18 protein-coding genes, 1 tRNA gene and 1 pseudogene are annotated in these 25,558 nt (G+C 64.7%); 8 read left to right on the top strand and 12 right to left on the bottom strand.

Features of this window, described 5'->3' with window-relative positions:
- Positions 1-124 precede the first annotated feature (124 nt).
- The 5 genes from VB739_RS06950 (at position 125) to VB739_RS06930 (ending at position 5,027) form a co-directional block, all read left to right on the top strand.
- The gene (locus VB739_RS06950) at positions 125-1,264 is read left to right on the top strand and encodes a hypothetical protein (protein ID WP_323356369.1); all 1,140 of its coding nucleotides are present in this window, start codon (positions 125-127) and stop codon (positions 1,262-1,264) included.
- Positions 1,265-1,358: 94 nt separating this feature from the next.
- The gene (locus VB739_RS06945) at positions 1,359-2,030 is read left to right on the top strand and encodes an ABC transporter ATP-binding protein (RefSeq protein ID WP_323356368.1); all 672 of its coding nucleotides are present in this window, start codon (positions 1,359-1,361) and stop codon (positions 2,028-2,030) included.
- A complete protein-coding gene (locus tag VB739_RS06940; protein WP_323356367.1) occupies positions 2,027-2,893 on the top strand; it encodes an ABC transporter permease in 867 nt (288 codons plus the stop codon). Before VB739_RS06945 ends, VB739_RS06940 begins: the two co-directional genes overlap by 4 nt.
- A gap of 149 nt (positions 2,894-3,042) precedes the next feature.
- Positions 3,043-4,089: an Acg family FMN-binding oxidoreductase gene (locus tag VB739_RS06935; protein WP_323356366.1), complete on the top strand. Its 1,047-nt coding sequence runs from the start codon at positions 3,043-3,045 to the stop codon at positions 4,087-4,089.
- A gap of 758 nt (positions 4,090-4,847) precedes the next feature.
- Complete coding sequence (locus VB739_RS06930; RefSeq protein WP_323356365.1) at positions 4,848-5,027, top strand: hypothetical protein; 180 nt, start codon at positions 4,848-4,850, stop codon at positions 5,025-5,027.
- Between the two features lie 104 nt (positions 5,028-5,131).
- On the opposite strand, the gene VB739_RS06925 is transcribed toward VB739_RS06930, so the two are convergent.
- Positions 5,132-6,430 carry a cytochrome P450 gene (locus VB739_RS06925; protein WP_323356364.1) on the bottom strand — a complete coding sequence of 433 codons (1,299 nt, stop codon included), beginning with the start codon at positions 6,428-6,430 and terminating at the stop codon, positions 5,132-5,134.
- A gap of 268 nt (positions 6,431-6,698) precedes the next feature.
- On the opposite strand from VB739_RS06925, the pseudogene VB739_RS06920 reads away from it, so the two are divergent.
- Positions 6,699-7,803: pseudogene (locus VB739_RS06920) on the top strand (IS3 family transposase).
- A 69-nt stretch (positions 7,804-7,872) separates the two neighbouring features.
- On the top strand, positions 7,873-7,971 hold the full coding sequence (locus VB739_RS06915) for a DUF1651 domain-containing protein (protein WP_416233309.1): 99 nt from the start codon (positions 7,873-7,875) through the stop codon (positions 7,969-7,971).
- Positions 7,972-8,797: 826 nt separating this feature from the next.
- Here VB739_RS06915 and VB739_RS06910 read toward each other — a convergent pair.
- Together VB739_RS06910 and VB739_RS16675 are read right to left on the bottom strand one after the other, a co-directional pair.
- Positions 8,798-8,871: transfer RNA gene (locus VB739_RS06910), tRNA-Pro, on the bottom strand.
- A 329-nt stretch (positions 8,872-9,200) separates the two neighbouring features.
- Positions 9,201-9,590 carry a PilZ domain-containing protein gene (locus tag VB739_RS16675; RefSeq protein ID WP_416233308.1) on the bottom strand — a complete coding sequence of 130 codons (390 nt, stop codon included), beginning with the start codon at positions 9,588-9,590 and terminating at the stop codon, positions 9,201-9,203.
- Between the two features lie 451 nt (positions 9,591-10,041).
- Between VB739_RS16675 and VB739_RS06905 the strand changes: the two genes are divergently transcribed.
- On the top strand, positions 10,042-11,805 hold the full coding sequence (locus tag VB739_RS06905; RefSeq protein WP_323356363.1) for a carbon-nitrogen hydrolase family protein: 1,764 nt from the start codon (positions 10,042-10,044) through the stop codon (positions 11,803-11,805).
- A 9-nt stretch (positions 11,806-11,814) separates the two neighbouring features.
- Here the strand turns inward: VB739_RS06905 and VB739_RS06900 are convergent, their stop codons facing one another.
- The 9 genes from VB739_RS06900 to VB739_RS06860 all read right to left on the bottom strand — a co-directional run.
- Positions 11,815-12,501, bottom strand: a complete 687-nt coding sequence (locus VB739_RS06900) for an autotransporter outer membrane beta-barrel domain-containing protein (RefSeq protein WP_323356394.1) — start codon at positions 12,499-12,501, stop codon at positions 11,815-11,817.
- Between the two features lie 27 nt (positions 12,502-12,528).
- Complete coding sequence (locus tag VB739_RS06895) at positions 12,529-14,268, bottom strand: hypothetical protein (protein WP_323356362.1); 1,740 nt, start codon at positions 14,266-14,268, stop codon at positions 12,529-12,531.
- A gap of 343 nt (positions 14,269-14,611) precedes the next feature.
- Positions 14,612-15,316, bottom strand: coding sequence for a hypothetical protein (locus VB739_RS06890; protein WP_323356361.1), 705 nt, complete (start codon positions 15,314-15,316; stop codon positions 14,612-14,614).
- Between the two features lie 118 nt (positions 15,317-15,434).
- Complete coding sequence (locus tag VB739_RS06885; RefSeq protein ID WP_323356360.1) at positions 15,435-16,292, bottom strand: hypothetical protein; 858 nt, start codon at positions 16,290-16,292, stop codon at positions 15,435-15,437.
- A 51-nt stretch (positions 16,293-16,343) separates the two neighbouring features.
- Positions 16,344-19,766, bottom strand: a complete 3,423-nt coding sequence (locus tag VB739_RS06880) for a CHAT domain-containing tetratricopeptide repeat protein (RefSeq protein ID WP_323356359.1) — start codon at positions 19,764-19,766, stop codon at positions 16,344-16,346.
- A 65-nt stretch (positions 19,767-19,831) separates the two neighbouring features.
- Positions 19,832-20,194, bottom strand: a complete 363-nt coding sequence (locus tag VB739_RS06875) for a dihydroneopterin aldolase (RefSeq protein ID WP_323356358.1) — start codon at positions 20,192-20,194, stop codon at positions 19,832-19,834.
- Complete coding sequence (locus VB739_RS06870; protein WP_323356357.1) at positions 20,191-21,522, bottom strand: glutamate-5-semialdehyde dehydrogenase; 1,332 nt, start codon at positions 21,520-21,522, stop codon at positions 20,191-20,193. The genes VB739_RS06875 and VB739_RS06870 overlap by 4 nt, the downstream gene beginning before the upstream one ends.
- A 5-nt stretch (positions 21,523-21,527) precedes the next feature.
- Entirely contained in the window at positions 21,528-22,445 is a 918-nt protein-coding gene (locus VB739_RS06865; RefSeq protein WP_323356356.1) for an ROK family protein, read from the bottom strand.
- A 33-nt stretch (positions 22,446-22,478) separates the two neighbouring features.
- A partial coding sequence (locus VB739_RS06860) for a translocation/assembly module TamB domain-containing protein (RefSeq protein ID WP_323356355.1) occupies positions 22,479-25,558 on the bottom strand: 3,080 nt, incomplete at its 5' end.

The following is a 25,558-nucleotide window of genomic DNA, read 5'->3' as shown; positions in this document are numbered from 1 at the left end:
TCGTGACATCGAAAGCTGCCAAAGAAGGCCATCATCAACACCAATAAGAAATGTGAGACCCATCAAGAGTGCATGGAAGTGTCGCTGAGACTACAAACCAGATGATGTTCTCAGCGGAACAAGAGTGGCTGACTCTGAACGTGGCCGATCATTCAACAATATCGTCTCAGGCATCGCCGCCATAGCCGGCACCATCGGACTAGTTGTCGCCACCATCACATCCAACGAGGTCAACAAGCTCTCCCAACAATCTCGCACCGCGGGGCTGGTTGGCGATCTCACCGATAAACTCACATCCAAGGAACTTGGCAGAGACATCTCCCTGCTGGCGATTGAGCACATGCTCAACACCGAGCCAGGCAAAGAAAAGGCACCGAGGGATAAGTTACTGCTCGCGCGAATCTCCATCCTTCTGATTGAAGGCTCATCCGGAGAAGAGTCAATCAATGCCCAGAACAACAATTCCCGCCAAGCCTCTGCCACCCAGACCCAGTTCAACCATGGCGTTGACCAGGCCGCCAGGGTGCTGAATCGGCTGGTTCAGAGTTCTGGCGAAAGTTGCAACAGCCACTACAAACAGCAGATCTTCAATCTGAATCTGAAGCTTAGCGGCAATAACCTGACTACCGCCGCTGCCATCGAAGCCGATTGCGGCGAAGCCGGATCCCTGGCGATTGAAGCGCTAGGCAAACAGGTCGAGGGAAAAGACAGTAATGGTGAGCAGGCTGTCAGCGTTTCTCAGCTTGCCCAGGACGCCATCACTGATCCCAAGAGGGTGGCCATCTCACTGGCCCAGGCCAGGGTGGTCAACCAACTTAATGCGTTCAGGCTCGAAGCGGCCCATGCCGAAAGTCCCTACACCGAATCAAGCCTGGCCATCGTCACCGTTCATCTGGATGATCCGGCTTTAGCCGATCAGCTGGAACCACTCCTGCTCCAGCTCTCTGCCAAGCGCTGGTACATCGTCTCGGGAGTCCGGATCGTTGAACCCTCAGCAAGGAGTTGCGGTCAGTACAACTCTGTTCGCTTCTTCCACAAGGGCGACATCGATCTAGCCAAGAAGCTGATTGCTCAGATCGACACACTCAAACCATCAGCCACACCTGTCAGAGCCCTCGTTGAAGGATCAGGCAATACAAGGCCGGGAATCCTTCCCATCGACTTGAGTACATGGAAGTATTCACGCTCCGTCCCCCAAGGCACTGTGGAACTTTGGTTGGCGTCGAAAGGGAGCAGCTGCCAATCCGCCGCCATTAGCACTTAGCCTGAACCCGTCCGATTGGCATCGGATCACCGCACAGGGCGATGGTGATCCATCACTGGCCATCAGACGGGATCGGCGCCGGTCAAAGTGAGACGTGCCCAGCCATCCCGTCGCCATCGACCGCTCCCTGCTTCTGAGCGCCAGGGGCCTCCAAAGGCAACTGGGACATCGGCTGGTCTGGAGCCAGCTGGATCTTGAGCTGGCCGCCGATGATCGCCTGGGGCTGGTGGCGCCCTCGGGTGCGGGGAAAACCCTCTTACTGCGGACCCTGGCCCTGCTTGATCCCCCGCAGGCAGGACGCTTCAGCCTGCTGGGGCGCCCTCCGGCAGCCTGGGGTCTGCCTCGTTGGCGCGCCATGGTGTCGTATCTGGCGCAGCGGCCCGTCGCCGCAGGGGGAACCGTGGAGGCGAACCTTCGCGCGCCCTGGCGGTTTCGGGAGCGTCGCGGGCCAGTGGGCTGGAGCTACGAGCGAATCACCAGCTGGCTGGCGGCGCTGGGGCGCGACCCTTCGTTCCTGAGCTACGACGCCGAACGGCTGTCCGGCGGTGAGCTGCAGCTGCTGGCTTTGCTGCGGGTCCTGCAGTTCGATCCAACAGTGCTGCTGCTGGATGAACCCACCGCCTCCCTCGATGGGGCCACCACCGCCGCCGTCGAGGCCCTGCTGATCGCCTGGCTCGGCGCCGGCCCGCGTGCCGCCGTGCTGATCAGCCATGACAGCGACCAGATCGAACGCTTCGCCACACGGATTCTGGAGCTGCAGCGATGACCCCCTCGACGGCCGGCGCCCTGACGATCAGTGATGGCCGCCTGGCCCTGTCCGCCCTGCTGATCCTGGTCAACGTGGCCCTTTCGGCGGCGCTGCGCCTCGGCCTCGGCCGCAGCCTGCTGCTGGCCTCCGTCCGCATGGTGGTGCAGCTGCTGCTGGTCGGCTTCGTGCTCGAGTGGCTGTTCCGCCAGGACGATGCGCCCCTGATCGTGCTGGTGGGGGCGGCCATGGCGATGATCGCCGGGGTGTCCGCCGTGCAGCGCACCCGGCACCGCTTTGCCGGCATCTATCTCAACAGCCTGCTGTCGGTGATGGCCTCCTCGGCGCTGGTCACGGGCCTGGCGGTCACCGAGCTGATCCGGCCCCAGCCCTGGTACAACCCTCAATATCTGATCCCGCTGCTGGGGATGGTCCTGGGCAACACGCTCAACGGGCTCTCCCTGGGCCTCGATCGCTTCATGGAGGGGTTGCGCAGCGGCCGCGATCAGATCGAAACGGACCTGGCCCTGGGGGCGACCCGCTGGGAGGCCTGTCAGACGGTGGTGCGCGACGCCATCCGCGTGGCCATGATCCCCACGATCAACTCGATGATGGTGATGGGCCTGGTGAGCCTGCCGGGAATGATGACCGGGCAGATCCTCCAGGGAGCGGCGCCGGCGGCGGCGGTTCGCTACCAGATCGTGATCCTGTTCATGATCGCGTCAGCGACGGCGCTGGGGGTGTTCGCCGTCGTGGGCCTGGCCTATGGACGGCTCACCAGCGCCGACCACCAACTGCGGCTCGATCGCCTGGTGAGGGCCGGTGGAGAGGGTGAACTGCGGGCGACCGGGGGCTTCCTGATCTGGCGGCGCCGTCGACGCTGACGCTGAGGCGGCGTCGAGCCGGGAAACGGTCAGTACGTTGAAGCTCCAGGCCTGCGGCACCGCGAGGCGTCGCCGTTCCTCATCCGGTGGGCACGGCGATGGTGACAAGAAGGAATCTGCTTCTGGGGGCCGGCGCTGCCGCGGCGACCGTGGGCGCTGCCACCTGGGCGAACAGGGGCGGGATGGGCTCGATGGAGGCGTACGACGACGCCGTCGCCGTGATGCGCCGAAGGCCGAGCGCCGCCCCGGAGATCCGCGACCTGATCCGATACGCGACCCTGGCCGCGAACGGACACAACACCCAGGCCTGGCTGTTTCGCCCGGATGAAGACGGGATCACGATCCTTCCGGACGTGCAGCGACGCACCCCTGTGGTCGACCCCGACGATCACCATCTGTACGTCTCGATGGGCTGTGCCGCCGAGAACCTGGCCATCGCGGCGGGCACTGCGGGCCGTGCCGGTGCCATCGACGTCCATCCAGCCGGCGACGGCGGAGTGAGGTTCCGCTTCGGGACTGGTAATGGCAACGATCAGTCCCTTTTCGAGGCCATCCCGCAGCGGCAGTCAACACGGGCCGACTACGACGGATCGCGTGTCGAAGCGAGCGATCTGCGCCAGCTGAGGGCGGCGGCAGCCATCCCGGGGGTTGATCTGGTGCTGGTGAGCGAACGGACGCAGCTGAACCAGCTGCGTGATCTGATCCTGGCGGCCAACACGGTCCAGATGGGCGATCCGGCCTTCGTGGCGGAGTTGAAACGCTGGCTGCGGTTCAGCCCCAACACAGCCCTGCGCCTGGGTGACGGGCTGTTCAGCGCCGCCAGCGGCCAGCCCCCCCTGCCGGAGTGGCTGGGACCCTGGCTGTTCGATCGGGCCTTCAGCGTGAAGGCCGAAACGGCCCGCTATGCCCGGCAGATCGCCTCGTCCGGCGGGATCGCCGTGCTCGCCGGAGCCGAAGCGGACCCGGCCCACTGGGTGCAGGTGGGACGGGCCTGCCAGCGATTTGCCCTGCAGGCGACGGCGCTGGGCCTGACCTGCTCCTTTCTCAACCAGCCGGTCGAGGTGCCGGAGTTTCGCGCCGATCTGGCGGCGCTGGTGGGTCTGCCGGGTCGACGGCCGGACATCGTCCTGCGCTTCGGGAGGGCTACACCGCTGCCGTTTTCGGCCCGACGACCGCTCGCGGCGGTGCTCCTCTGAGCGATCAGCCCTGCCATCGCATCCGAAGCCGGCAAGGCAGGACTCACCGGCGAAGGATCGCACCAACAGGACACGCCACGCCTTCCACAGCGGCTGAGAGCGTTCAACCGAAAGGCATCAGGCCAGTTAGAATCGCATCAAGAAAGACCTTCTCCAGAACCAACTCTGGTTCAGCCGATCATACTCCTGTCACGAAGACATCTGTCCTGTCCTGGAGAAGAGGAATGCCCATCCACCACCCTCGGCTGTGGGTGATTCCACTGATGGGAATCGCTCTGGGACCCTGGAGCATGGTTGTTCCAGCTCTCTCTGCGCCCAGGCCAGTCCCCCTGTCCTCCCTTCCTGGGCAATGCCGGAATGCCATCCAGCGCTTCGGACCTGAGCCAGGCCTGGTCGCAGGTGGACCGGATCTTCATCGTGATGAGAATGGTGACATCAGCATCGGCTGGAGCAGTGCAACAAATCAATTCTTCTCAAGCACTGCGAAAGAGGCAACGGCCAGCCGGAAGATCGGCAAAGCTTGCCCTCAGGTCGCCATCGTTGTCTTCAGCGGCGCCACCGGAGGGACGGAACGATGGTATATCAGGCGAAACGGATTTACAGTCAGACACTCCAGAGACAGCGGCTATGCCGGTGATGCGTCGAAGTACTGGAAGTGGGAGACGGTCCCGTTCAACTACGACCCCGGACAATCCTATTGATGGCGCAGGCCACCCAGAACCGAATCCGGAATACGATGAAGCCCCCGCCCATCTGATGTGAAACAGATCGCTGGACCACTACGAAGAGCAGTCATCTATGGCCTCATCAGCTATCTGGGTCTTGTTCTGATCAACAACTCGGAGCTGAATCTTCCCAACATGTGGATCGCCTATCTACCGATGTTTATCGGTGTCTATGTGGCGACACAATGGCTGGACAAGAAGCTTGGGGACTGAGAGACCCGGATCCACCCCTTGGCGCAGCCTGAACAGGATCAGCGCGTCCTCAGGCCATGCAAAGCCGACAGCCAAGCCATCAAGGGGAACGGCGTCCGCGCTCGTCAGGGGTCCTGGGCGGTCCTGGGGCGTAGGCGCACCAGCAGGCCATCCTTCGGGGAAGGGCTGGGAATGACCATGAGTGTCAGGTCCTGATCCGGCTCCAACGCAAAGCTCAGCTGCTTGAGCAGCCCCACCGCCAGCAGCCGGATGTCCAGCTCCGCCAGCGCCTTGCCCAGGCAGACGCGCTCACCGCCGCCATAGGGCAACAGGAACACGTTCGTGTCTGGCTCGAGATGCCGCTGGGGCCGAAAGGCGGCCAGCTCCGCAGGGTCAGCGCCGTGGCGCTGGCTGGCGGTGATGCTCACCTGCACCACCCGCTCGGCCGGCACCAGCACACCGGCCAGGGCGATGGGCTCCAGGGTGCGGCGAAAGAAGCCCCCCACAGGCGGGGTCAGCCGCATCACCTCCTTCACCACGGCCTCCAGCCGAGGGGCCCGCAGGGCGTCGTAGGCGCTCACCGCTTCCCCCTCGGCAGGTGGCCAGGACAGGCCGTCGAGCTCCGCCAGCAGCCAGGCCAGTTCGGCGGGGTGCTGGAGCAGGGTGAGCAGCAGGCAACTCAGCGAAGAGGCGGTGGTTTCGTAGCCGGCGAACAGCAGCAGCAAGAGCTGCTCCGCCACGTCATCGTCGGCCAGGGGGAGGCCGGCTTCATCCAGGCCGCCGGCCAGCAGATCAAGGCCGCCAGCGGCGAGGGGGGCTCCCGAGGCCGCAGCGGCCTGGGCCTTATGGAGCACACAGCCGAGGCGCAGCAACAGGCGCTTGCGGGCCTGAAGGGCGCGGGCGAAAGGAGTGCCGGGCAGCGCGAAAGGGAGGGAGAACAGGCCCTGGCACCAGGTTTCGAAATCCTCGAACAGGGCGTCACGATCGCCACCATCGAGGCCCAGCACCGTGGTGGCGATGACGCTGAAGGCAAAGCGCCGTAACCGTGGTACGAGGGCAACGGGCGCTGGCGCCGCCAGCAGCTCCTGGTTAAGCGCCTCCACCAGCGCGACGATCTCCGGGCTGTAACGCCTCAGAGCAGCAGAAGCGAACAGCTGGCCCACCACGCGACGTCGGGCCTTGTGGTCGACGCCGTTGCGGTTGGCCAGGGACAGCGGCCCGAGCAACTGCCTCACACTGTCGGGCCACCAGCCCTGGATGGCGTCGCCCTGGGCGAACAGGTCGGCGATCGCCTGCTCGCCGCGGATGAACACGGTGCGCTGGCCCAGAAGGCTGGTTTCGTAAACGTCCCCGTAGCGCTCGAAACGTGAGCGGGCGAAATCAGGATCGCGAAGGAAGGCGAGGGTCTCGAGCACGCCAGCCATCGCTGGCGTCGAGGGGACGGGCCGAAGGATGGCGGGATCGAGGGGCACGCGACGTCGTCCTGGTTGGCCCCAAGGCTGGCAGCCAGGCAATGACGCTGCGACGCCCCTGGCGGCCATCTCCTCGGCCTGCAGCAGCCGCTACGGAGGGAAAGCGTGCTGGAGGCACCAGGCCTCAGCCGAGCACACAGCGCGTTTGACATGGACCCCGGAAACTGGTCCATGGTGAATGAGAGTCCTCAGCCGGCCAGACTGGGCCGGGGACTTCACCATGAAACGCACCAGGCACACCGCGGAGCAGATCATCCGCAAGCTCAAGACCGCCGAGCAGCTGATCGCCCAGGGCAAGACCGTCGCCGACGTCTGCCGCGTCATCGAGGTGACGCAGCCGACCTACCACCGCTGGCGCCAGCAGTACGGCGGCATGCAGGCCGAGGAGGCCCGGCGCCTGACCCAGCTGGAGAAGGAGAACGCCCGTCTCAAGAAGTTGCTGGCAGAGGCGGAGCTGGAGAAGGCCATGCTCAAGGACCTTGCCGAGGGAAACTTCTGAGCCCGGAACGCAGGCGCAGGGCCGTTGTGGTCCTGCAGGAGCGTTACCGGGCCTCTGAACGCCTGGCCTGCCGAGTGGTGGGTCAGCACCGCAGCACTCAGCGCCACAGCGGCAAGGTCGTCGACTTGGAGGAGGCCAAGCTCAGGCATCGCCTCCGCGAGATTGCCGCCGATCACATCCGCTGGGGCCGCCGGATGGCCTACCGCCTCCTGCGGCGCGAGTGCTGGACGGTGAACCACAAGCGGGTGCAACGGCTCTGGCGGGAGGAGGGGCTTCAGCGCCCCACTCCCAGGAAGCGCAAGCGGGCCCGGCCCGCCGACGGGTCAGTGAGGCGTCACCGGGCCGAGCATCCCCACCAGGTGTGGGCCATGGACTTCCAGTTTGACGCCACCGCCGATGGCCGCAGACTCAAGTTCCTGAACGTGATCGACGAGCACAGCCGCCTCTGTCTGGCCATCCGGGTGGGCAGACGCTGCATGTGGTGGCGGTTCTGGAGGAGCTCACCAGCCTCTACCCAGCCCCGGCGTACATCCGATCAGACAACGGCCCAGAGTTCATTGCCCAGGCCCTACGGGACTGGTGCGAGACCAGCGGCACCACCAGCACGGCCTACATCGAGCCAGGTTCCCCGTGGGAGAACGGCTTTGCCGAGTCGTTCAACGGCCGCTTCCGGGATGAGTTCCTCAACACCGAGCTGTTCACCACAGCCCCAGAGGCGCAGATCCTGGCCGATCGCTGGCGCTGGGAGTACAACACCCTCAGGCCGCATTCGGCCCTCCAGGGGCGTACGCCCCTGGAGGCAGCTCAACAGGGAGCTGCCGCATGACCACACCCAACCACTCTCATAAGCCCTGGACCGATAGAGGGGGTCACGTCACCTGATCAGGAGATCCCGTTGCTGAAATCACGCCGGGAGCTGAGCCGGGCTGATGCCCTGAAGCTTTGGGGCGAGAAGCGCAAGGCGGGCTGGACGCCCTGCAGCCCTCAATGGTGATCAGTGCCATGCCACAGGTACGGAAAGAGAACCATCCGAGAGCCCCCAACACCTTTCAATCGGCGTACATTGAACTTGAGGGGAGGCACCCCCCCCAAGAGTTCTCTCCTCAAGAGCAAGCCGGGTAAGTCGCCCGGCAGCGCAGACGGAGGTGATGTTATTGGAAACGTGCCCAACGTGGCACCGCACGGTTGCCAAACAAAGTGGACGAGCGAGACATACGCTACTTCTATCGCCTTGATGTGCGAATCCTGGGCTGAATAACCCAGGCGGGGCAAATTAGCCGATGAGGTCAAGCCTGGAGCATCTCTCATCACGCAACGGTTTCCGTTGAACATCCCGCAGTCGCAGTTGCGGGATGTTCTTTTGGCGCCTTGCCTGAGCCATGTCGATGGAGTGCGGTCAACCGTACTGACGCCACCGGAAGGAACGCCTATCAAGTGGGTAGAGGCCTCGACCAGGGCAGCGCGAGCCCAAGCCCTGCAACCGGCCCAAGGGCGCCTGATACGGGGCGCCCTTCTCATTGGGGACCAGTGGAAGAAACAGCTGCTGGAGGGTGCCCTCCGAGGACGCTCCTGCCGGGCCTTTACCCGTTGCATGAAGCCTTCCATCCGTTGCCTGCGCCAGCAGTGGCGTCCTTGGGCATGACAGCCTCGGGGGGAGTCCGTTCCAAGGGAAGCCCACACCAAGTGATTTGCGTCTGGCGTCACCCCTGCCCATGCCGCTTCAGCAGGACATGGCCTTTTGGCCTTTATCAACGGTCCAGGGAGTGCAAGTTATCAATGGTTTTTCAACCAGCGGCTTTGGCCAATCCCTGAAAACCCAATCGGGGCGACAGGATTCGAACCTGCGACCTAGTGCTCCCAAAGCACCCGCGCTACCAAGCTGCGCCACGCCCCGCTCACCACACCTTAGGCCATGATCTGGCGACAACCGCTCCAGTGACAGAAGGCCAGACCCTGAGAAGGGTCTGCTACGGGTGCTGGTGCAGAGGCTTAAACGGCAGCCAGGTGAGCGGCCTGGAGACAAAACACGTGTTGGGACCACGATTGCCGGGAACACAGCCTTGGACGATGGCAACAGCAGAACGCAGTCACGAATGCCCTGCATGGGGTTGGCAGGTGTGTGGAACAAAAGACAGGAGCCACCTGCCCAAGAGCGGATCCGCATCGCTGCGCTGTTAAATGAAGGAGGCCGGCGTGCAACCGAATCAATCGATGGATTGCACCTCAGACGTCCAAAGATCCAGGCGCCAAAAGAGCTCTGTCAAAGTACTGATCCAGGATGGTTCCTGGTAGCACTGGGCCCTCCGTGAAGGCAAGACCCATGTGAATCTTATGATTCATGGTCGTCATCCATTTCACGCAAGCAGACAGATAGACATTTCGGAAGAGTGCATAGTCGCTGACATTGAGGAAGACTTGATCGTTGATCTTTACTTCCATTAATCCGCGACGGACAATGCGAGCTCCGGCCCTGCTGATGTCACCTAATGTTACGCAGCCCGAATGACCCGAGGACAAATGGATACTGGCGGGAACTCCCGAAGGCAGAACCTGTCTTAGCGAACCGCGCCGATCTTTGCGTCGCCCTTCATTTTCAGCAAACGTCGGAGTCATCAATCTAGTTCATCCTTCTCGATTAAAAGGTAGATGAAAGCCGCTGCATTGTCAACGACAAGGTGTCGTGACGGACACAACAGTGCAGATCCATCGAGCTTCAGGCAAAGAAATGGATAAGACGCCGCATGGGGATCGCGGCAGGGCGTGACCGCCTGGGGCGCGCGATCGGCCATGGCTGCCCTGATCAATGCCAATCCCAGCAAGAAGAGGATAGAGAATAATGTCATAAGACTGACGTTTCCGGTGTCCGAATTAGAATCAAATCAAAGGAGTGACAATGATGGCAGCCATTCTGATCAGAAGTCGGATTAGCAAGGCCAGGCCACGGCTGCGCATGTGTTCTCTCAAGCGGCTTGCGTGCAGCTCGCTCAGTCTTGCGTTTCAAGGCCTTTTGAGCATGGCCCTGATGCTACCTAGCACAGCGCAAGAGGGCAGACGAGCGGTGAAGGTGGCCGCCGTCGACTTCATCCCCGCATGGGGTGATCTTGAGGGCAATATTCGGCGTCTCACGCAAGCCGCTGAGCGCGTGGCCGCCCAGGGCGTGGACTATGCGGTGTTTCCTGAAACGGCAATCAGTGGTTACGACTTTAGCGAACCCGCACAATTGGCGCCCTATGTGGACACCATTCCGGGACGTGCTACAGCGGCCTTGTTGCCGGTGCTCAAGCGCACCGGGCTGATCATGAGCGTGGGCATTGCCGAGAAGGACGCCATTACGGGCATCTTTTACAACACCGCTGTTTTGATGGGCCCTGAGGGAATCATCGGCAAGTATCGCAAGAATGGACTCAATGCCCAGGACGTGCAACTGTTCGGGCCAGGTGACACGGATGTCGGGGTCTTTGACACACCGATCGGGCGCATTGCCCTGATCATTTGCTATGACGATACCTACTGGCAATACGACCGGTTGGCAGGCCTGAGGGGGGCTCAGATCATTGGATGGCACTCGGTTTCTGATCGTGTCATGCCAGGCACCCCGCCGGCGAAGGCTCGCCTGAACCACTCCACGGTGGCCAGCGTTCAACACATGAGTGCGCTCAACGGCGTCTTCGTGGTTGGTGCCACCCGCAGCGGCATTGAGCGCAACCCGATCACCGGCAGTCAGTTGTTTTACAACGGTGGCTCCAGCATCTGGTCGCCACACGGGCGCAAGCTTGTCCAGGCGCCCGTGGTCCCTCCCGAGACACTTCCACCCGGGCTCAACGGATGGATCGCGACCACCATCGTCCCCGCCGAGGCTGATGCGGTTCGCCAGAGGCGATTGGCGGCTCGTCGACCCGCTCTCTACAACCCGTTGCTGGCACTACGGCGCGCGCCCGTTGATTCCACCGCAACGATGGGGAATCGGCCTGTGCAGTTGGCCGCAGCACAGTGGCTAGGACGTTCATCCCAACTGGGCAGCAGCCAGCCCCGGGCCAATGAGCTGATGGTGCTCCCCGAGCTCTCGGGGCTGCCAGCTGGACTCGGTGCCGATGGGATCAGAAGCCGGGCCGAACGTCGCGGGGGAGCCTTCGAGCAACTCCTTGCCAACCGCGCCAAAACCGGACATGGCTATCTGGTGGGCAGTTACCCCGAGCGTGAAGGCTCGAAGGTGTTCCACACCGTGGCCCTGGCTGGTCCTGGCGGCACAATCCTTGGCCGTTATCGCGCCACCCACCTCAGCAATTCAGAAATGGCCTGGGCCAGCCCCGGTGACGCCCCCCTTGTGGTGGCCACCCCGCTGGGCCGCGTTGGGCTGGCCACGATTGGGGACCTTGCTGTCCCAGAGCTGGTCGGCCTCTACCAAACCCTGCGTGCTGACATGCTGGCCGCTCCAGCTGGTGAACCTTCCCCGCTCAAGGTGGAGATCGATCCACGCCTCTATGCGGTGAGTGATCCCCCGACGGGCCGAGCCGATTTGCATCCCTATCTAGCCGCCAAGTTGGGACAGTTCTGGGTCATCAGTGGCGGCAGGCGGGTTGGCAGCGGTACCGCAGCAGGGATCTACGGCCCTGAGCCGGTGGTGGTCACACCCACGCTCACGGCGGCTGCCGGAGCTGATGCGGTGCGCCACCGCACGGTGGTGCCGGCGCCTGGCACCTGGATCAATCAACAGCAGCTGGTCACTGGCCAGCGCAACGACCTCTACCGCCCCCTGGTCCTGGATGCTCAGAACCGCTGTTTCCAGACGTGGAAGCAGGCCGGCCATGGAATCGTGAGCTGCCCCTGACGATAAGGACTAGAACCTCACTTTCACGCCACCGCCGTAGGTGAACTGGGAACCATTGGAGAAGGCTTCGTAGCCGAGGTTGGCATACAGCGACGTTGTGCTGGAAACCTTGAGATCAACACCTCCTTCCACAGCCAACGTGTTGACGCCACGATTCTCGCCCTGGGTCTGGAAGCTTCCCGAAGCTGGCGCCGAATCGAGTGACGACGTCACCGAACGCACCCCGGAATCATTGGCAAGCGCATCCACTTGGTAGGCAACGGCCAACCTCGGGGTGATGGACACGGTGTTGGCTTTGTTGAGGGGAATCGGGCTGGAGGCCAGTTCAAAGCCGAGGGTGCCCACCAGACTGTTGGCCGACTTGCCTTGAACAGTGAGATTCAGCCCCCCTGCTCCACTCTCTGTGAAGGCACTCTGCTGATAGCCGCCCCAGGCCACACCGACAAAGGGCTTGAGGAAGACCTGGGTGCTGGCCGTTGGCTTGGAGAGATGGACGAGATAATCCGCATTCAGGGCCACCGTGTAGCCACTTCCAGACGGCGAGGCTTGGGCCGGAGAGCCGCCGCCAACGAACGCGAGGTTGCGACTGCCGGTGGAGTTGAAGTTCGCATACCCCACCAGGCCACGGACGCTCCATTGGCTGGAAGGCTTGTACACGCCATACAGGGAGGCACTGTTGACCTTGGATGTGACGATGGCGCTGGTCAGGGACAGGTTGGTGAGTTAGGCGGTTCCGTAGCCGTAAGCCGCCCCAACGGTCCACTTGGCCGAGGGCTGATACTCAAGGCCATAGAAACTGGAGAAGATGCCGGAGTCATAGGACGAGAGACCACCGGATCCCCTGATACTGCTGGTGGCGTTGGCAGCTTGGCCAAAGACACAGAAAGGTTTGTGGGACTTGGATCCCTGCTCACCTTTCGCAGGATTGATCACCCAACCGGTGGAGGAGCAGTGTCCCGCCTGATTGAGCAGAAGGTCTCTCTGGCGCTTCAACGTCTCCAGGCCAACGCTCTGAAACGCGGCGTAGGGCTCGGGTGAGAGCGAATCAATCGCTGCGGTGAGCTGGCCAGCGGAGGGGAGCGCCAGCAATTGGGAGGTGGCCAGGAGGAAATCAGGGGAGATTCCTGCAGCCAACGCCTGGCCGGTGGTGAAGCCCGTGAAGCCGATCGGGAAGCCCACGGCGTTGGCATTGTTGGCACCCGCAAAGGCCAGCGACTGGAACACGCGGTCAAACACACCGGCTGTGGCCACCTGGTTCACGCCACCCCGGCCGAGGGATTGCATCGCCGAGGTGGTGGGGCCGAAGCCATTGGTCGGCCGCCACTGGACATCAAAGGTCCGGGGGTTGCCATCGGCCTCCTGGACCAGAACGGTGCCGGTACGCAGCAGGGCGCTGGTGATCCCCGTTGAATTGAGGCTCAGGCTGGTGGGGGTGGCGAAGCCGGTGCTGTTGGGGGCGTCAACAATCACATAGGAATAACCGGGCCAGGGTCCGCCGCCGCCAAACGCCGTTAGATCCGCAATCCCTGTGAAGTTGCTGACGTTGCCGGCGACGTTGATCCTGTCGTTCTGGGGACCCTGAAGTTCCGCTTGAATCGTGCCACCGTTGAGAGCCAGATTGGCAACGGAAATGGATCCAATCGAGTTGCCTGGCGCAATGATGCCACCTGGTTGGATGGTGCTTGAGGGCAGAAATCCCGTACCGCCAACGATGCCGCCGGACTGGACCGTCAGGCCTGAAGAGGAGGCGATGGAGCCCAGCACGCGAAGGTTCGCGCCACCGAAGACCGTTGTTGGCCCCGTGAAGTTGCTGACACCCGAAAGGGACAGGTAGCCACCGCTGCCGCTGTTGATGAGACTGATCGGGCCACCGGCACCAGAGAAGATTCCGGTCAGCTCAGCCGTGTTGCCAGCCAAATCGATGGCATTGGTGGCCTGGGGGCCGAGGGTCCAGTTCTGCGCAAAGGTTCCGGGGATGTTGATCGTGAGCGTTCCGCCGGCGAAGGTGGTGGAAACGCTGGGATCGCTGATGAAAAAGGGTGTTCCTGGGACGATACCTGCGGGGGGTATAGGAGGTACAGGAGGAATGATTAGTGGAGAGAAAGATAATGAACTGGGAAAGCCGAAGTCGATGTAAAATGCGCTACCGCCATACAACAACGTAAAGTATGACCGTAAAAATAGATCATAATCCGTGCCACCAACACTGACTTGGTAGTAGGCATCGGCGTAAACGTCAGTGGAAGTGCTATCGAAGAATCCGGCGATATAGGCAAAGGGCTGGTTGACCAATTCACCGCCCGGGGTCGACACCACAACAGCTGTCGTGCCTGCCCCGCTGACGCCATTGCCGGCCGGCAGGTTGAGCAGGGTTCCTGACACCGGCCCACCGGAAGGGCTAGAGCCAGGATCCGCCGTGAAGGTCCAGGCCCAATCGAGGGCATGGGCTTCGCCTTGCGTCAACAGGACTGCCGTCGCCAGGGCACCGAGGAGCGTCTTCGAGGAAACCGTACGCAACCTCCAGTGGCCTGCGTGATAAGGCGAACCCATTGGACCCATTCGTAGCAGCGTCATTCATGCTAATGCCTCTATACGTATAAGCGCAGATACGCCTAAAGCTGTAATACGGTGTGATTTCATGTTTTAAGGATCTTGGGGGCCATCGCCTTGGGCGAACCCCTCCGGACGTTCGGCCTGACCAGACCTCACCAGTGATCCAGCGCTGGGTAAGCAGCAGCACAAGCGCGGAAGCCCCGCCGATTAAAACTGAACGGCAAGGAGAACGGACTTGCGGGAAGTCGGGTTCCTAGGGTTTGGAAAGATTGATCTGATCGCTATCGGAAAAGACCCGCATCAGCGAGTCAAATTTGCGCAATCGCTGATCAAGCTCCTTGGAGGAGAGCTCCTCTGGCTTGTCGCATGAGATGTCTGATTCAAGAAACGATGTGTCGGGCTGGGGGACAACCCGGCAAAGGATCGGCACCATATCTTCATTGCTGTTCAACTGCCACATCATGCGCTTGCCGCCGAGGAGGTGGCGATCGGGAGGTCGGGTCAGCACAGGGACGACCAGGCTGACTTCCGCCGCCGAGTACGTATCAGGGATACGCACAAGAATCGATCGCTCGATCGTTTCTCCTGGGTGGATCATGTCGTCATCGAACATCCGCCCGGCCGCCAGTGTTGCATATTGGTCGTCAATGATGTACTTCTCTGATTGGAGCAGAGCCTTTCCGAGCAGGACACCGTTGGCATCTTCAAGAAAGGCTGGCTGTAGGCCCTGGCGTCGATCAATCGCCGACAGCTGCCAGGCATTGGCGAGCAGATAGATCTTGCGGCTGCTGGGGTTGGTGGCCGTCAGCTTCAGCGTCATCTCCCGGCTGCCTGGGCTGCTGCCACGCCCCTCGCCCGGTGTCAGGGAGATGCCGAGGTTGATGTGGGCCGGGGCCCAGGACGGAACCAGGACGCTCTGCCAATAAAAGGTATAAATCCCCCACAGAGAGGCCACCACAATGCCACCGGAACGGATCCAATCGTGGGTCTGCTCCGACCGCATCCAACGCCGCAATCGCAAGAATCCCTTGCTGGCCCCTGCTCTGGGTAATCCCTCTGAAGGCACCGGCATCAGCTCATCGTGACTTGGTGGAGGGCTTCGGAATGCCTGGGGAGGCTACGTTGAAGGCACCGATTCTCCGAGGGCATGGTGCGTTGGCACGGGGACGGCAACGACTGCCGATCACCGCCATCAGGCTGCTGCTGGCGCGCTCATCCCTGATCTGCTCCAGCTGGGCCAAGGTGGCGGGATCGGGAACAGTCCCGTTGGCCAGCGCCGTCATGTCGCCATCCGAGCAGGAGGCGCCCGTGGCACCAAAACCGGTGAGCAACGCATAGGCCCGCTGGGGTCGGGTTCCCATGCGGGCCGTCTGGGAGGCTCCATAGGCCACCAATGCGGGGCCCAGGGGTTTCTCCTCCTGGCTCGGGGGCTTCCTTCCAGGAACCGCAGCGATCAACACGCCCGCCACACAGTTGGCCTGGAGATTGGCAGCAGCAGGGGATAGCGCCGAAGCGCTGCTTTGGCGGCTGAGGACGCTTTCGGCAAGCGCCGTGCCGATCCAGTAGGCCAGGGCCCTGTCGCCGTGCGTCTTGACACGCAACGCCAGCAGGGAGCGATCCAGAACCACACGATTGCTGCCTGGGCACCAGGCGCTGACGCGTCCAGGGACCTCCACCTGAGCCGTGCCACCACAGGCGGTCTGGAGTCCGACGCCGGCCGGCAGCAGTTCGATGCTGGGAAAGGGCAGGGGGGCGGTGGCGGGGTCGGCGCTCCAGCTCAGGCGCAGCTGCTGAGCGGTGCGCTGCACGTCCGTGGCGAGATCGGCCGCGTGGGCACTGGTGGCAAAGGGGGGGATATCAAGACACCAGGCCGCCAGTGCCAGCGCAGCGATCCCCCCTGCGACCGTTCGTTCACGCATTGCCAGGGAAGCCAACACTGAGAACCCGCATCATCCGCTTCCCACTATGACCGCAACCGACCACGCTTACTTCCTCCCCTTTCCAGAGCCCAGACGCTCAATCGGACGCCAGTCCCCCGTCAACTGGAACGCTCCCCACACATACGCATCCCGGTACAGCGGATCCGCATGGCGACGGAAGTCCGCCTGTGTCGCCGTCAGCGCTTCAGCCCTCCCTTCTCCCTGCCGCAGACGCCCGTAATACGCCGCCATGAACGCCGCCGTCGCCGCGTCATCCACCTTCCACAAGCTCAGCAGCGTCGCCCGGCTACCCGCCACCGTGAACGCCCGCTGCAGCCCATACACTCCCTCGCCGCTGCGCACATCACCCAGACCCGTCTCGCACGCCGACAGCACCACCAGTTCCGTCCCCTCCAGGTCCATCCCCGTCGCCTCCGCAGCCGTCAGATAACCGTCATCGGCTGGGTTCCGCTCCGGTGCGTTCGCTCCGCTCAGCACCAGCCCGCTGCGCAGCAGCGGGTCCTCCGCCACCCCCAACCCACGCGCGGCCCCTTCACCTTTGCGCTCCTCGGGCTCCGGGGCGGGGAAGAAGAAGCCATGGGTTGCGATGTGGAAAATCAGCGGTCCTTTCTGCTGCAGCGCCCGCGCCGCGGTGGCCTGCTCCGCCACGATCGGGGCACCCGCTCCCAGCAGGGTCGCCACCTGCGTCGCCTCCGCCTTCGTCGCCGGCAGCGGGTCCCACGTCAGGCCCCCACGCAGCGCGCTTGAGCGCTGCTGGCCGCCTTGCGTTCCTCCCGCTCCGGCACCGGCAGTGCCAGCGGCGACCCCATAGGCCGGGTTCGCCATCACCACAGGCGACCCACCCGCCTTAGGCGGCTGCTGCAACCGCACCAGATCACGCCCCGTCGTCACCACCCGCAGCCGCACCGCCTCACTCAGCAGCCGCTGCCGATCCTTCCCCGCCGGCAGCACCGCAAACGGAATCCGGTGCAGTTCCCCATCCGGCGACAGGAACAGATCCTCCACTCCCCCCAGCTGCGCTTGCAGCGGATCCAGCACCAGCCGGCTCACCTCCGCCCACAGCGGCGCCGGATCCACCTCGTTCTTCGCTGTCGCCCCATGGGCCTTGGCCACCGCCGCATCAATCCCCGCCGCCTCACCCAGCGGCACCGACACGCTGCGGCCATCGGCCTGCAGCACCAGCGCCACGTACCGCGGCGGCCCCCACGATCCCTTCCCACCGGCAGCCACCTGCCAGGGCCGGTACCTCTGGAACTCCACCAGCGCACCCTTCCTCGGCAGCGCCGCCGCCACCTGCGCTGTGCTCACCGCCTCGATCCGCAGGTTCGGCAGCGACCGGTACAGATCACCCTCCAGTTGCAGACGCTGCTTCTGCAGCTCCGGCCGCCGATCCGCCGGCAGGCTCACCGAGGCCAGCTGGCGATCGATCGCACCGATCCGATCCGCCAGTTCACGCGTCTGGGGCCCGCTAGCCGCCAGCCGCTGTTGCCGCTGCTCGATCTCCGCCAGCAGCCCCTGGCGGTTCAGCCGCGTCTGCAGCGCCAGCTCCCTGGCACCGGGGTCCTGATCCAGCAGCGCATAGATCGTCGCCGGCGCATCGCTCTGCTCCGCCAGCAGCCCCCCCCGCAGCTCGCGCGGCTGCAGCGGCAGCTCGCGTACCAGCCAGTTCGCCTGCGTCCGCGACACGCGGCTCAGCAGCGCACGGGCTGAGGGGTAATCCTTCTGGTTTAGGTGAAGCAGGGCCAGGCTGTCGATGATCGTGGCTGTAGAAGGATGCTCTCCGCCCAACCTGTTCTCAAGAATCACCAATGCTCGCTTGTACAGCGGCTCAGCATCGATGAATCGACTTTGCTTCCGGTAAAGAGAAGCCAGGTTGTTGAGGCTGGTGGCCGTGTCGGGATGGTCAGGGCCCAGCATCTTCTCTCGAATCGCCAGTGCCCGTCTAATTAAGGGCTCGGCTTCTCCGTAACGGCCCTGACCAAAATAGAATGTCCCCAGGTTATTGAGGTTTCGGGCGATGTCCGGGTGTTCAGCGACCAGACTCTTCTCCTGGATGGCTAAAGCTCTTTTCAAGAGAGGCTCCACTTCCCCAAATCGATCTTGTTCGTTGTTCAGGTACGCAAGATTGCTGAGGATGGTTCCTGTATCGGCATGCTCAGTGCCAAGCACTTTCTCGTTGATTGAAAGCGCACGACGAAATAGCGGTGCCGCCTCCGCATTGCGACCCTGCTTTACATAAAGCGACGCCAAGTTGTTAAGAGACTTTGACGTATCAATGTGCTCTGCACCAAGCGTTTTCTCTCGGATCGCCAACGACCTCTGGTAAAGCGGTTCTGCCTCCCCATAGCGACCTTGACTTGCCAACACCGACGCCAAGTTGCTGAGGCTGATGGCTATGAGTCGTTGATCATGACCCTGCGACTTCTCCGCAATGGCCAGCGATCGTCTAAAAAGGGATTCGGCCTCAGCGTGGCGGCCTTGACGCTCGTAGAGCAGCGCCAGCTTTGCTAATCCAAGTCCCATTTGGCGGGGATTGGAGTCGGTTGATATCTCTTGAATAGTAAGTGCGCGCATGTAAAGTGGCTCAGCCTCCTGATAGCGGAGCTGGCGAACATAGAAATCTCCAAGCTTGTTAAGGCTGTTTGCTAAATCAGGATGCTTAGGACCCAGAGATTTCTCCCGGATAGCAAGTGCTCGCCTGTAAAGCGGCTCGGCTTGTACGTAGAGGCTCTGCTTATTGTAAACGAAAGCCAGGTTGTCAAGACTGAGAGCCGTATGAAGATGTTCAGGATGAAGCGTCTTCTCTCGAATCGCTAGCGCGCGTTTTAAAAGAGGCTCCGCCTTTCCATAGTCTCCCTGATTTGCATAAAGAATACCCAGGTCATTTAGAGTTAGAACCGCATCGGGATGCTCATGCCCTAGCGCCTTCTCCCGAATCGCCAGTGCTCGCCTGTAAAGCGGCTCAGCTTGTACGTAGAGGCTCTGCTTATTGTAAACGAACCCTAGGTTATACAGGCTGAGAGCTGTATGAAGATGCTCAGGATGAAGCGTCTTCTCACGAATCGCTAGCGCGCGCTTCAAAAAAAGCTCAGCCTCTTGATAGTCTTCTTGATTTATATAAAGAATACCCAAGTCGTTGAGGGTTAAAACTGTGCCGGGGTGCTCCGCGCCCAACGTTTTCTCTCGCCAAGCAAGAATTTTCTTCATTAATGGAATTGCTTGCCCATAGTCTCTTCTAGCCTTCAGTTCTTCCGCCTTCATGACCCAGGCCTCGACCTGGGAGAGTTCTTGTGAGTCAATACCCATCTGAGCAACATTTTTCCCAGACACCTGGAACTCATTGGGGGACTGATGTGAGTGATCACGGCGTGCCATTTCCGCCGCGCCAGCCGGTGCGCAAAACGCCAGAACACCAGCAACCAGCCATGCTTCCGCAGGGCTACGCCAACCGCTTGCTGAACGGCTCACGGTGCTCTATTCCAGGAGAGAGAAGCCAACGTAGGGGAATTGCTGATGAAAAAGCCAATCCCCCCTCACCCCCACCGCCGCCGCCGGCTCACCGCCACGCTGCCGTTGAAGCCTGGCACCGGCACGCGGCACTTGCTCAGCTCCACCGCCAGAGGGATCGGCCCGTAGCACTCCTCCAGTCGATCGAGGATCCGCTCGCTGTAGTGCTCCAGGGTCTGGCAGCGGATGGTGCGGGCCTGCGCCTGCAGCACGGCGATGCCGCGGCCGTAGTCGTAGCCCTGGCTGAGGTCGTCGCTGCGGGCCGTGGCGGCCAGATCCGCCCCCAGGGAGAAGGCGATCTCGAACCACTGCCCATGCAGACGTTCCTGCTCGTACACCCCCACATGGGCCCACACCCGCAGGCCGCGGACATGGATCGCCTCGTTCACAGGGGCAGGGGGCGGTGGCTGAAGCTCCGCGTTCCGTCGGCGTAGTCGGCGGCGATGTGGCCCTCGCCGCGCAGGCGGTAGCGGTAGGTGACCAGCCCCTCAAGCCCCACCGGCCCCCGCGGCGGCAGGGTCTGGGTGCTGATGCCCACCTCGGCGCCGAAGCCGTAACGGTTGCCGTCGGCGAAGCGGGTGGAGCAGTTGAGGAACACCCCGGCGCTGTCCACCGCCCGCAGGAAGCGGTCGGCGGACGCCGGATCGGTGGTGGCGATCGCGTCGGTGTGGCGCGATCCATGGCGGCGGATGTGCTCCAGGGCCGCCTCCAGATCCTCCACCACCTTCACATTGAGGATCAGATCCGAATACTCCGTGTCCCAGGCGCCGGGCCCGGCCACCTGCTCCACCCCCAGGGCGCAGGCGGCGGCATCGCCCCGCAGCTCCACACCTGCCGCCGCAAAAGCGGGCAGGGCCGCCGCCAGGAAGGCCGGCGCGATGGCCTGGTGCACCAGGAGGGTCTCGATGGCGTTGCAGGCCGCCGGGTACTGGGTCTTGCTGTCGAGGGCGATGCGCAGCGCCAGGGCCAGGTCGGCGGCCCGATCCACAACCAGATGGCAGATGCCGTCGGCATGGCCCAGCACGGGAATGCGGGTGTTGTCCTGGATGAAGCGCACCAGGGCGTTCGACCCCCGGGGGATGATCAGGTCCACCAGGCCATCCAGCCGCAGCAGCCCCAGGCTCTCCTGGCGGCTGGTGAGCAGCTCCAGGGCCCCGGGGGGCACGGCGCTGCCCTCCAGACCCCGCTGCAGGGCCGCCACGATCGCTGCGCAGCTGCAGCTGGCCTCCCGTCCCCCCTTGAGCAGGGCGCCGTTGCCGGAGCGGATCGCCAGCGAGGCGATCTGCATCACCGCATCGGGCCGCGCCTCGAAGATCACCCCCAGCACCCCCAGGGGCACACTCAGCCGCTCCAGCACCAGTCCCTGATCGAGTTCGGTGTGCAGCTGGCGCCGGCCCACCGGATCGGCCAGGGCCGCCACCTGGCGCACGCCGGTGATGGCGCCCGCCAGCTTGGCGCCATCCAGCTTGAGGCGGGCCACCAGGGCCGGCGCCAGCCCCTCGGCGGCCGCGGCGGCCAGGTCGGCCCGATTGGCCTCCAGGATCTCGGCGCTGGCGGCGTCCAGGGCGTCGGCCATCGCCTCAACAGCGGCGCGGCGTTCGGCGTCGCTGCACTGGCCCAGGGCCATGGCGGCCCGTCGCACCGCCGCGGCCCGCTGCAGCAGCTGGGGGTCGGGCTCCGGAACGACGCTGGTGGGCGGGGTGATGGTCTGGCTCATGGCTTCTAGTCTCCCAAGCGATCCAGCGCCAGCCGCACCGCCCCCAGCCGACCGGCGCCGTTGCCCAGGGCGCAGCGGCGGATCTCCAGACCCTCCCGGCTCACGGCCAGCACCCGCTGCTCCACCTCCCGCCAGACCGCCGGCAGGAAGTGGTGACTCGCCCCACTGAGTCCGCCGCCGATCAGCACCAGCTCGGGGGTGAGCACATACAGCAACGAACTCAGCCCCACCCCGAGCCAGCGTCCATAGGCCTGCCACGCCGCCAGGGCTTCGCTATCGCCGGCATCGGCGCGGCGGCAGAGCTCCATTGGATCGAGCGGGCTGAGGCGGGCGAGGCCGCCGATGCTGCAGAACTGCTCCAGGGAGCCCCGGTTGCCGCTGCGGCATTCGGGGCCATCGGGATCGACGCCGATCAGGCCGGGTTCGGCCGCCGCGCCGCCGTGGCCGGTGAACAGCTGGCCGCCGAGCAGCACTGCCCCGCCCACGCCGGTGCCGAGGGTGAGCAGCAGCACGTTGTCGACGCCCCGGGCCGCCCCCTTCCAGGCCTCGCCGAGCAGGGCGCCGTTGGCATCGTTTCCCAGGATCACCCGCCGCCCCAGCTCGGCTTCCAGCCAGGCGGCCAGGGGCACGTCCCGCCAGAGCGGCAGGTTGATCGAGATCCGCGCCACCCGGCCGGCCGCGTCGCAGGGCCCCGGCAGACCGATGCCCACTCGGGATGCGAGGTGATCGGGGTCGATGGCCTCGACGGCCTCAGCCAGGGCCACGCACACCGCCCCCGGCATCGCCGGCTGGGGGGTGGGCACCTCGGCCTCGGCAAGCAGGGTGCCCTGCGGGTCGCAGCGGGCCAGCTTGATCGCCGTGCCCCCCAGATCGATGCCGATCAGCTGGGCCTCACCAGGAGGTCGTGCGGGGGACGACGCCATTGGCGCACCATAAACAGCGGGGGGCCGCCGGCCTCAGAAGCGCAGGAACACCTGCAGCAGCGACTGCCAGGCCCCTTCCGTGTCGACCGAGGTCTGCAGATTGAAGGTGTCGGAGGCCTTGTAGGTGAGCGTCACCTGGGGGGGCACATCGGAGCGGTTCGGAGCCGCCAGCACCGACATGCTGAAGCGGTTGGTGATATCCACGCCGACTTCCGCCCCCAGCACCAGCTGGGGCGGCACCCGCCGGCTGGTGCGTTCCTGCTGGGTGTCGATCGACTGGTTCACGTAGGTGGGGTAGAGGGCCAGGCTCACCCGCTGGCCCAAGGCATCGCTGAGCGAAGACAGCAGCGGCGACAGCAGGGTCTGGCCGACCACCGTGGCCAGGGCCGCTCCGGCCCCGCCGCCGCTCAGACCCGCCAGGGAGTTGCCGCCGATCAGGGCCACGAGCCGCTCCTGCGGGAGGGGCGGGCTGCTGCGCAGCTTGAGGTTCTCGGCGATGCGGTCGGCCGGCCCGCTCACCGAGACAACAACCAGGATCAGGTTGAGCTGGTTGAGGGCCGAGAGACCGGCCTGGTTGGGGGCGTTCTGCACCGAGGGGCCCGTCTCCCCCACCCCGGCCGGCGCCAGCACATTCAGGCTGTCGGAAATGCGGGTGCGCAGGGCGATGTCGAGGTAGGGCACCAGCCCGAGGGAGGGGGTGAAGATCGCCACGTTGGGGGCATCGGGATCGAGGCTGAAGCTGGTGGTGAACAGGTTCAGCCGTCCCCCCAGCAGCCGCACCACCCCGGAAGCCCGCAGGGAGGGATCCAGGCGGCCATTGATCCGCAGCCGGCCGGCCGTGGTGAAGTTGGCGATGTTGGGGATCACCACCCGCAGATCCGGACCCAGCCGCAGGGTCATGTCCTCGAAGGCCAGGTAGGGGAAGCGGGGCACCGAGGCGCGCAGGGCTTCGGCGGTGGTCGACTCGACATCGGGACCGAGCAGCACCAGGGGCTGGTCGAAGTTCCACTTCGACTCCAACAGCTCGGGCATGGTGCGCGGCTGCACCGGTTGGTCGGACACCGGCGCGCTGGCCGCCAGCTGTCCGGGCTGGACGTTGATCGTGCCGCGGCTGATCGCCACGTCGCCGCCCAGCACGGGGGCCACCAGGCTGCCGCTCAGGTGCAGCTGCCCATCCCCCACCGCCGCCAGGCGCGGCACCTTGAAGGGCACCTGGTCCAGCTTCATCACCAGGGTCTTGTCCTGAGCCAGGGGTCGGAACAGCCCCAGGCGACCCTCGCCACCGACCACCCCCTTCGGCCCCACCCGGGCGCGGAACTCCTGCACCACCAGCTGTTCGAAGTCGAACAGGATCGTGGCTTCCACCTCGCGCACCTCCTGGCCGATGAAACGGAAGCTGAGCTCCCGCAAGCGCAGGAAGCCGTTGGCGATCGGATCGTCGAGGCTGCCGCGCACCAGCAGCTGCAGATCGGCGCCGCCCTCCTGCCACGCGAAGGCCTGCCCCCCCAGCCGGGTGAGGAAGCGCAGACCATCGCCCCGGGTGGCGAGGCGCAGTTCGAGTCCCTGCTGGGACGCCACCAGCGGGATGGTGCCCGCCAGGTCGACGCTGCGGGAGGCCCCCTCGGCCCGCAGGGCCAGATCCAGACCGATTCCTTCGGCCTTCAGTTCCACCCGTCCCCGTTCCAGCGCCAGGGCCTCGTCGCCGAGGCGGCCATCGACCAAGGCCAGATCGAGGCTGAGCTGGGGGCGGGCACCGCCCAGCCGGTACCGGCCCCGGGCGGCCAGGCTGCCGCGCAGGTTCTCCGGCAAGGGCGTGAGCAGGGCCAGCAGGGAGAGGGGCAGGTCGGCGAGGCTGAAGCTGCCGCTGCCACCAGTGAGGGGCCCCTCCAGCCGCACCTCGAACGGCTTGCCGGCCAGGGCCTGGGCCCTGTCGCCCTGGTTGTACCAGAGGTGACCGGTGGCTTTGAGGTCGGCCCGGGTGCGGGCGAAGTCAGGGCCGCTGAGCAGCAGATCGGCATCGATCCGGGCCTGCAGGCGCTCGAGCCGGTCCGCCCGGCTGGCCCGGCTGGCCGCCTGCACCCGGGCCGCGACCCGCTCCTCCGCCTGGGCCAGGGCCAGCAGCTGGTCCGTGACCGTGCCGGCCATGGTGTCGATCACCAGGCTGCCCAGGTCGCTGGCCCGGCCGCGCTGCGGTGCCGGCGCCCCACGCCAGATCGGCCAGGCGTCGTTGAGCTGGCGGAACAGCAGGGTGGAGAGCTGGCTGGCCTCGAAGCGGGCCCGGAACGGACCGTTCCAGCGCCCGGAGACCGTGGCGGCGATGCGGCCCTCACCCAGGGGCTCGATCTGGCCCTTCACCCGGTACTGGCGGTCGTCGTAGGCCACATCGGCCTGGATGCGACGTCCCCCCACCCCCAGGAACTGGGGCGAGAGCAGCTCCACGCGACCGTCGAAACTGAGTGGCTGCAGCCCCAGACGGCCACGGCCGCTGAGGTCCCCCTGCAGGGGGCGCAGGCGGCGGTTGGGTCCGGTGGCCACCGACAGGCCCCGCAGCGGGAAGGAGCGCGCCACCCAGCGGTAGCCCGCCGGCCGGCCGTCGAGGGTCAGCAGGCCGCCGGCCCGATCGATGGCGGCCCGCACCGGTTGCCAGCGACGGTCGAGCAGGGCCGTGATCCGTCCCTGCGACGTCGGCGCCACCGCCGTCAGATCCAGGGATCGGTCCTTGAGGCTGCCGCTCCAGGTTTCCCGCAGCAGCAGGGGACCCGCCCCGGGCTGCTGCAGACGCAGCTGCAGGTCGGGACGCAGTTCCGCCAGGGGCCCGGCGATGCGGCCCGCGACATCCAGCTGCCCTTGCAGGGTGGTGCCGAGCAGCGGGTTGAGGCGGGCCAGGGGGTAGTCCTGGACATCGACGCGGGCCAGCAGCGGACCGGCCACCAGACCCTTGCCCGCCTGGAAGGACAGGGGCAGCTGGGCGGTGGCCTTGAGGCGGTCGGCCTCGAAGCGCTCCAGCCGCAGCAGCCGGTCCCGCCACACCAACGCCGCCTGCCAGGGCCCCAGGAGCCGCTGGGACGCCTGGCCCGTCTCCAGCCGCAGGCGCGGTGCACCCAGGCGTCCAT

This window comes from Cyanobium gracile UHCC 0281, assembly GCF_034931305.1.
GTDB lineage: Bacteria > Cyanobacteriota > Cyanobacteriia > PCC-6307 > Cyanobiaceae > Cyanobium > Cyanobium gracile_A.
Note: the sequence above shows the minus strand (reverse complement) of the source record. Positions and strands in the feature narration are given on the sequence as shown.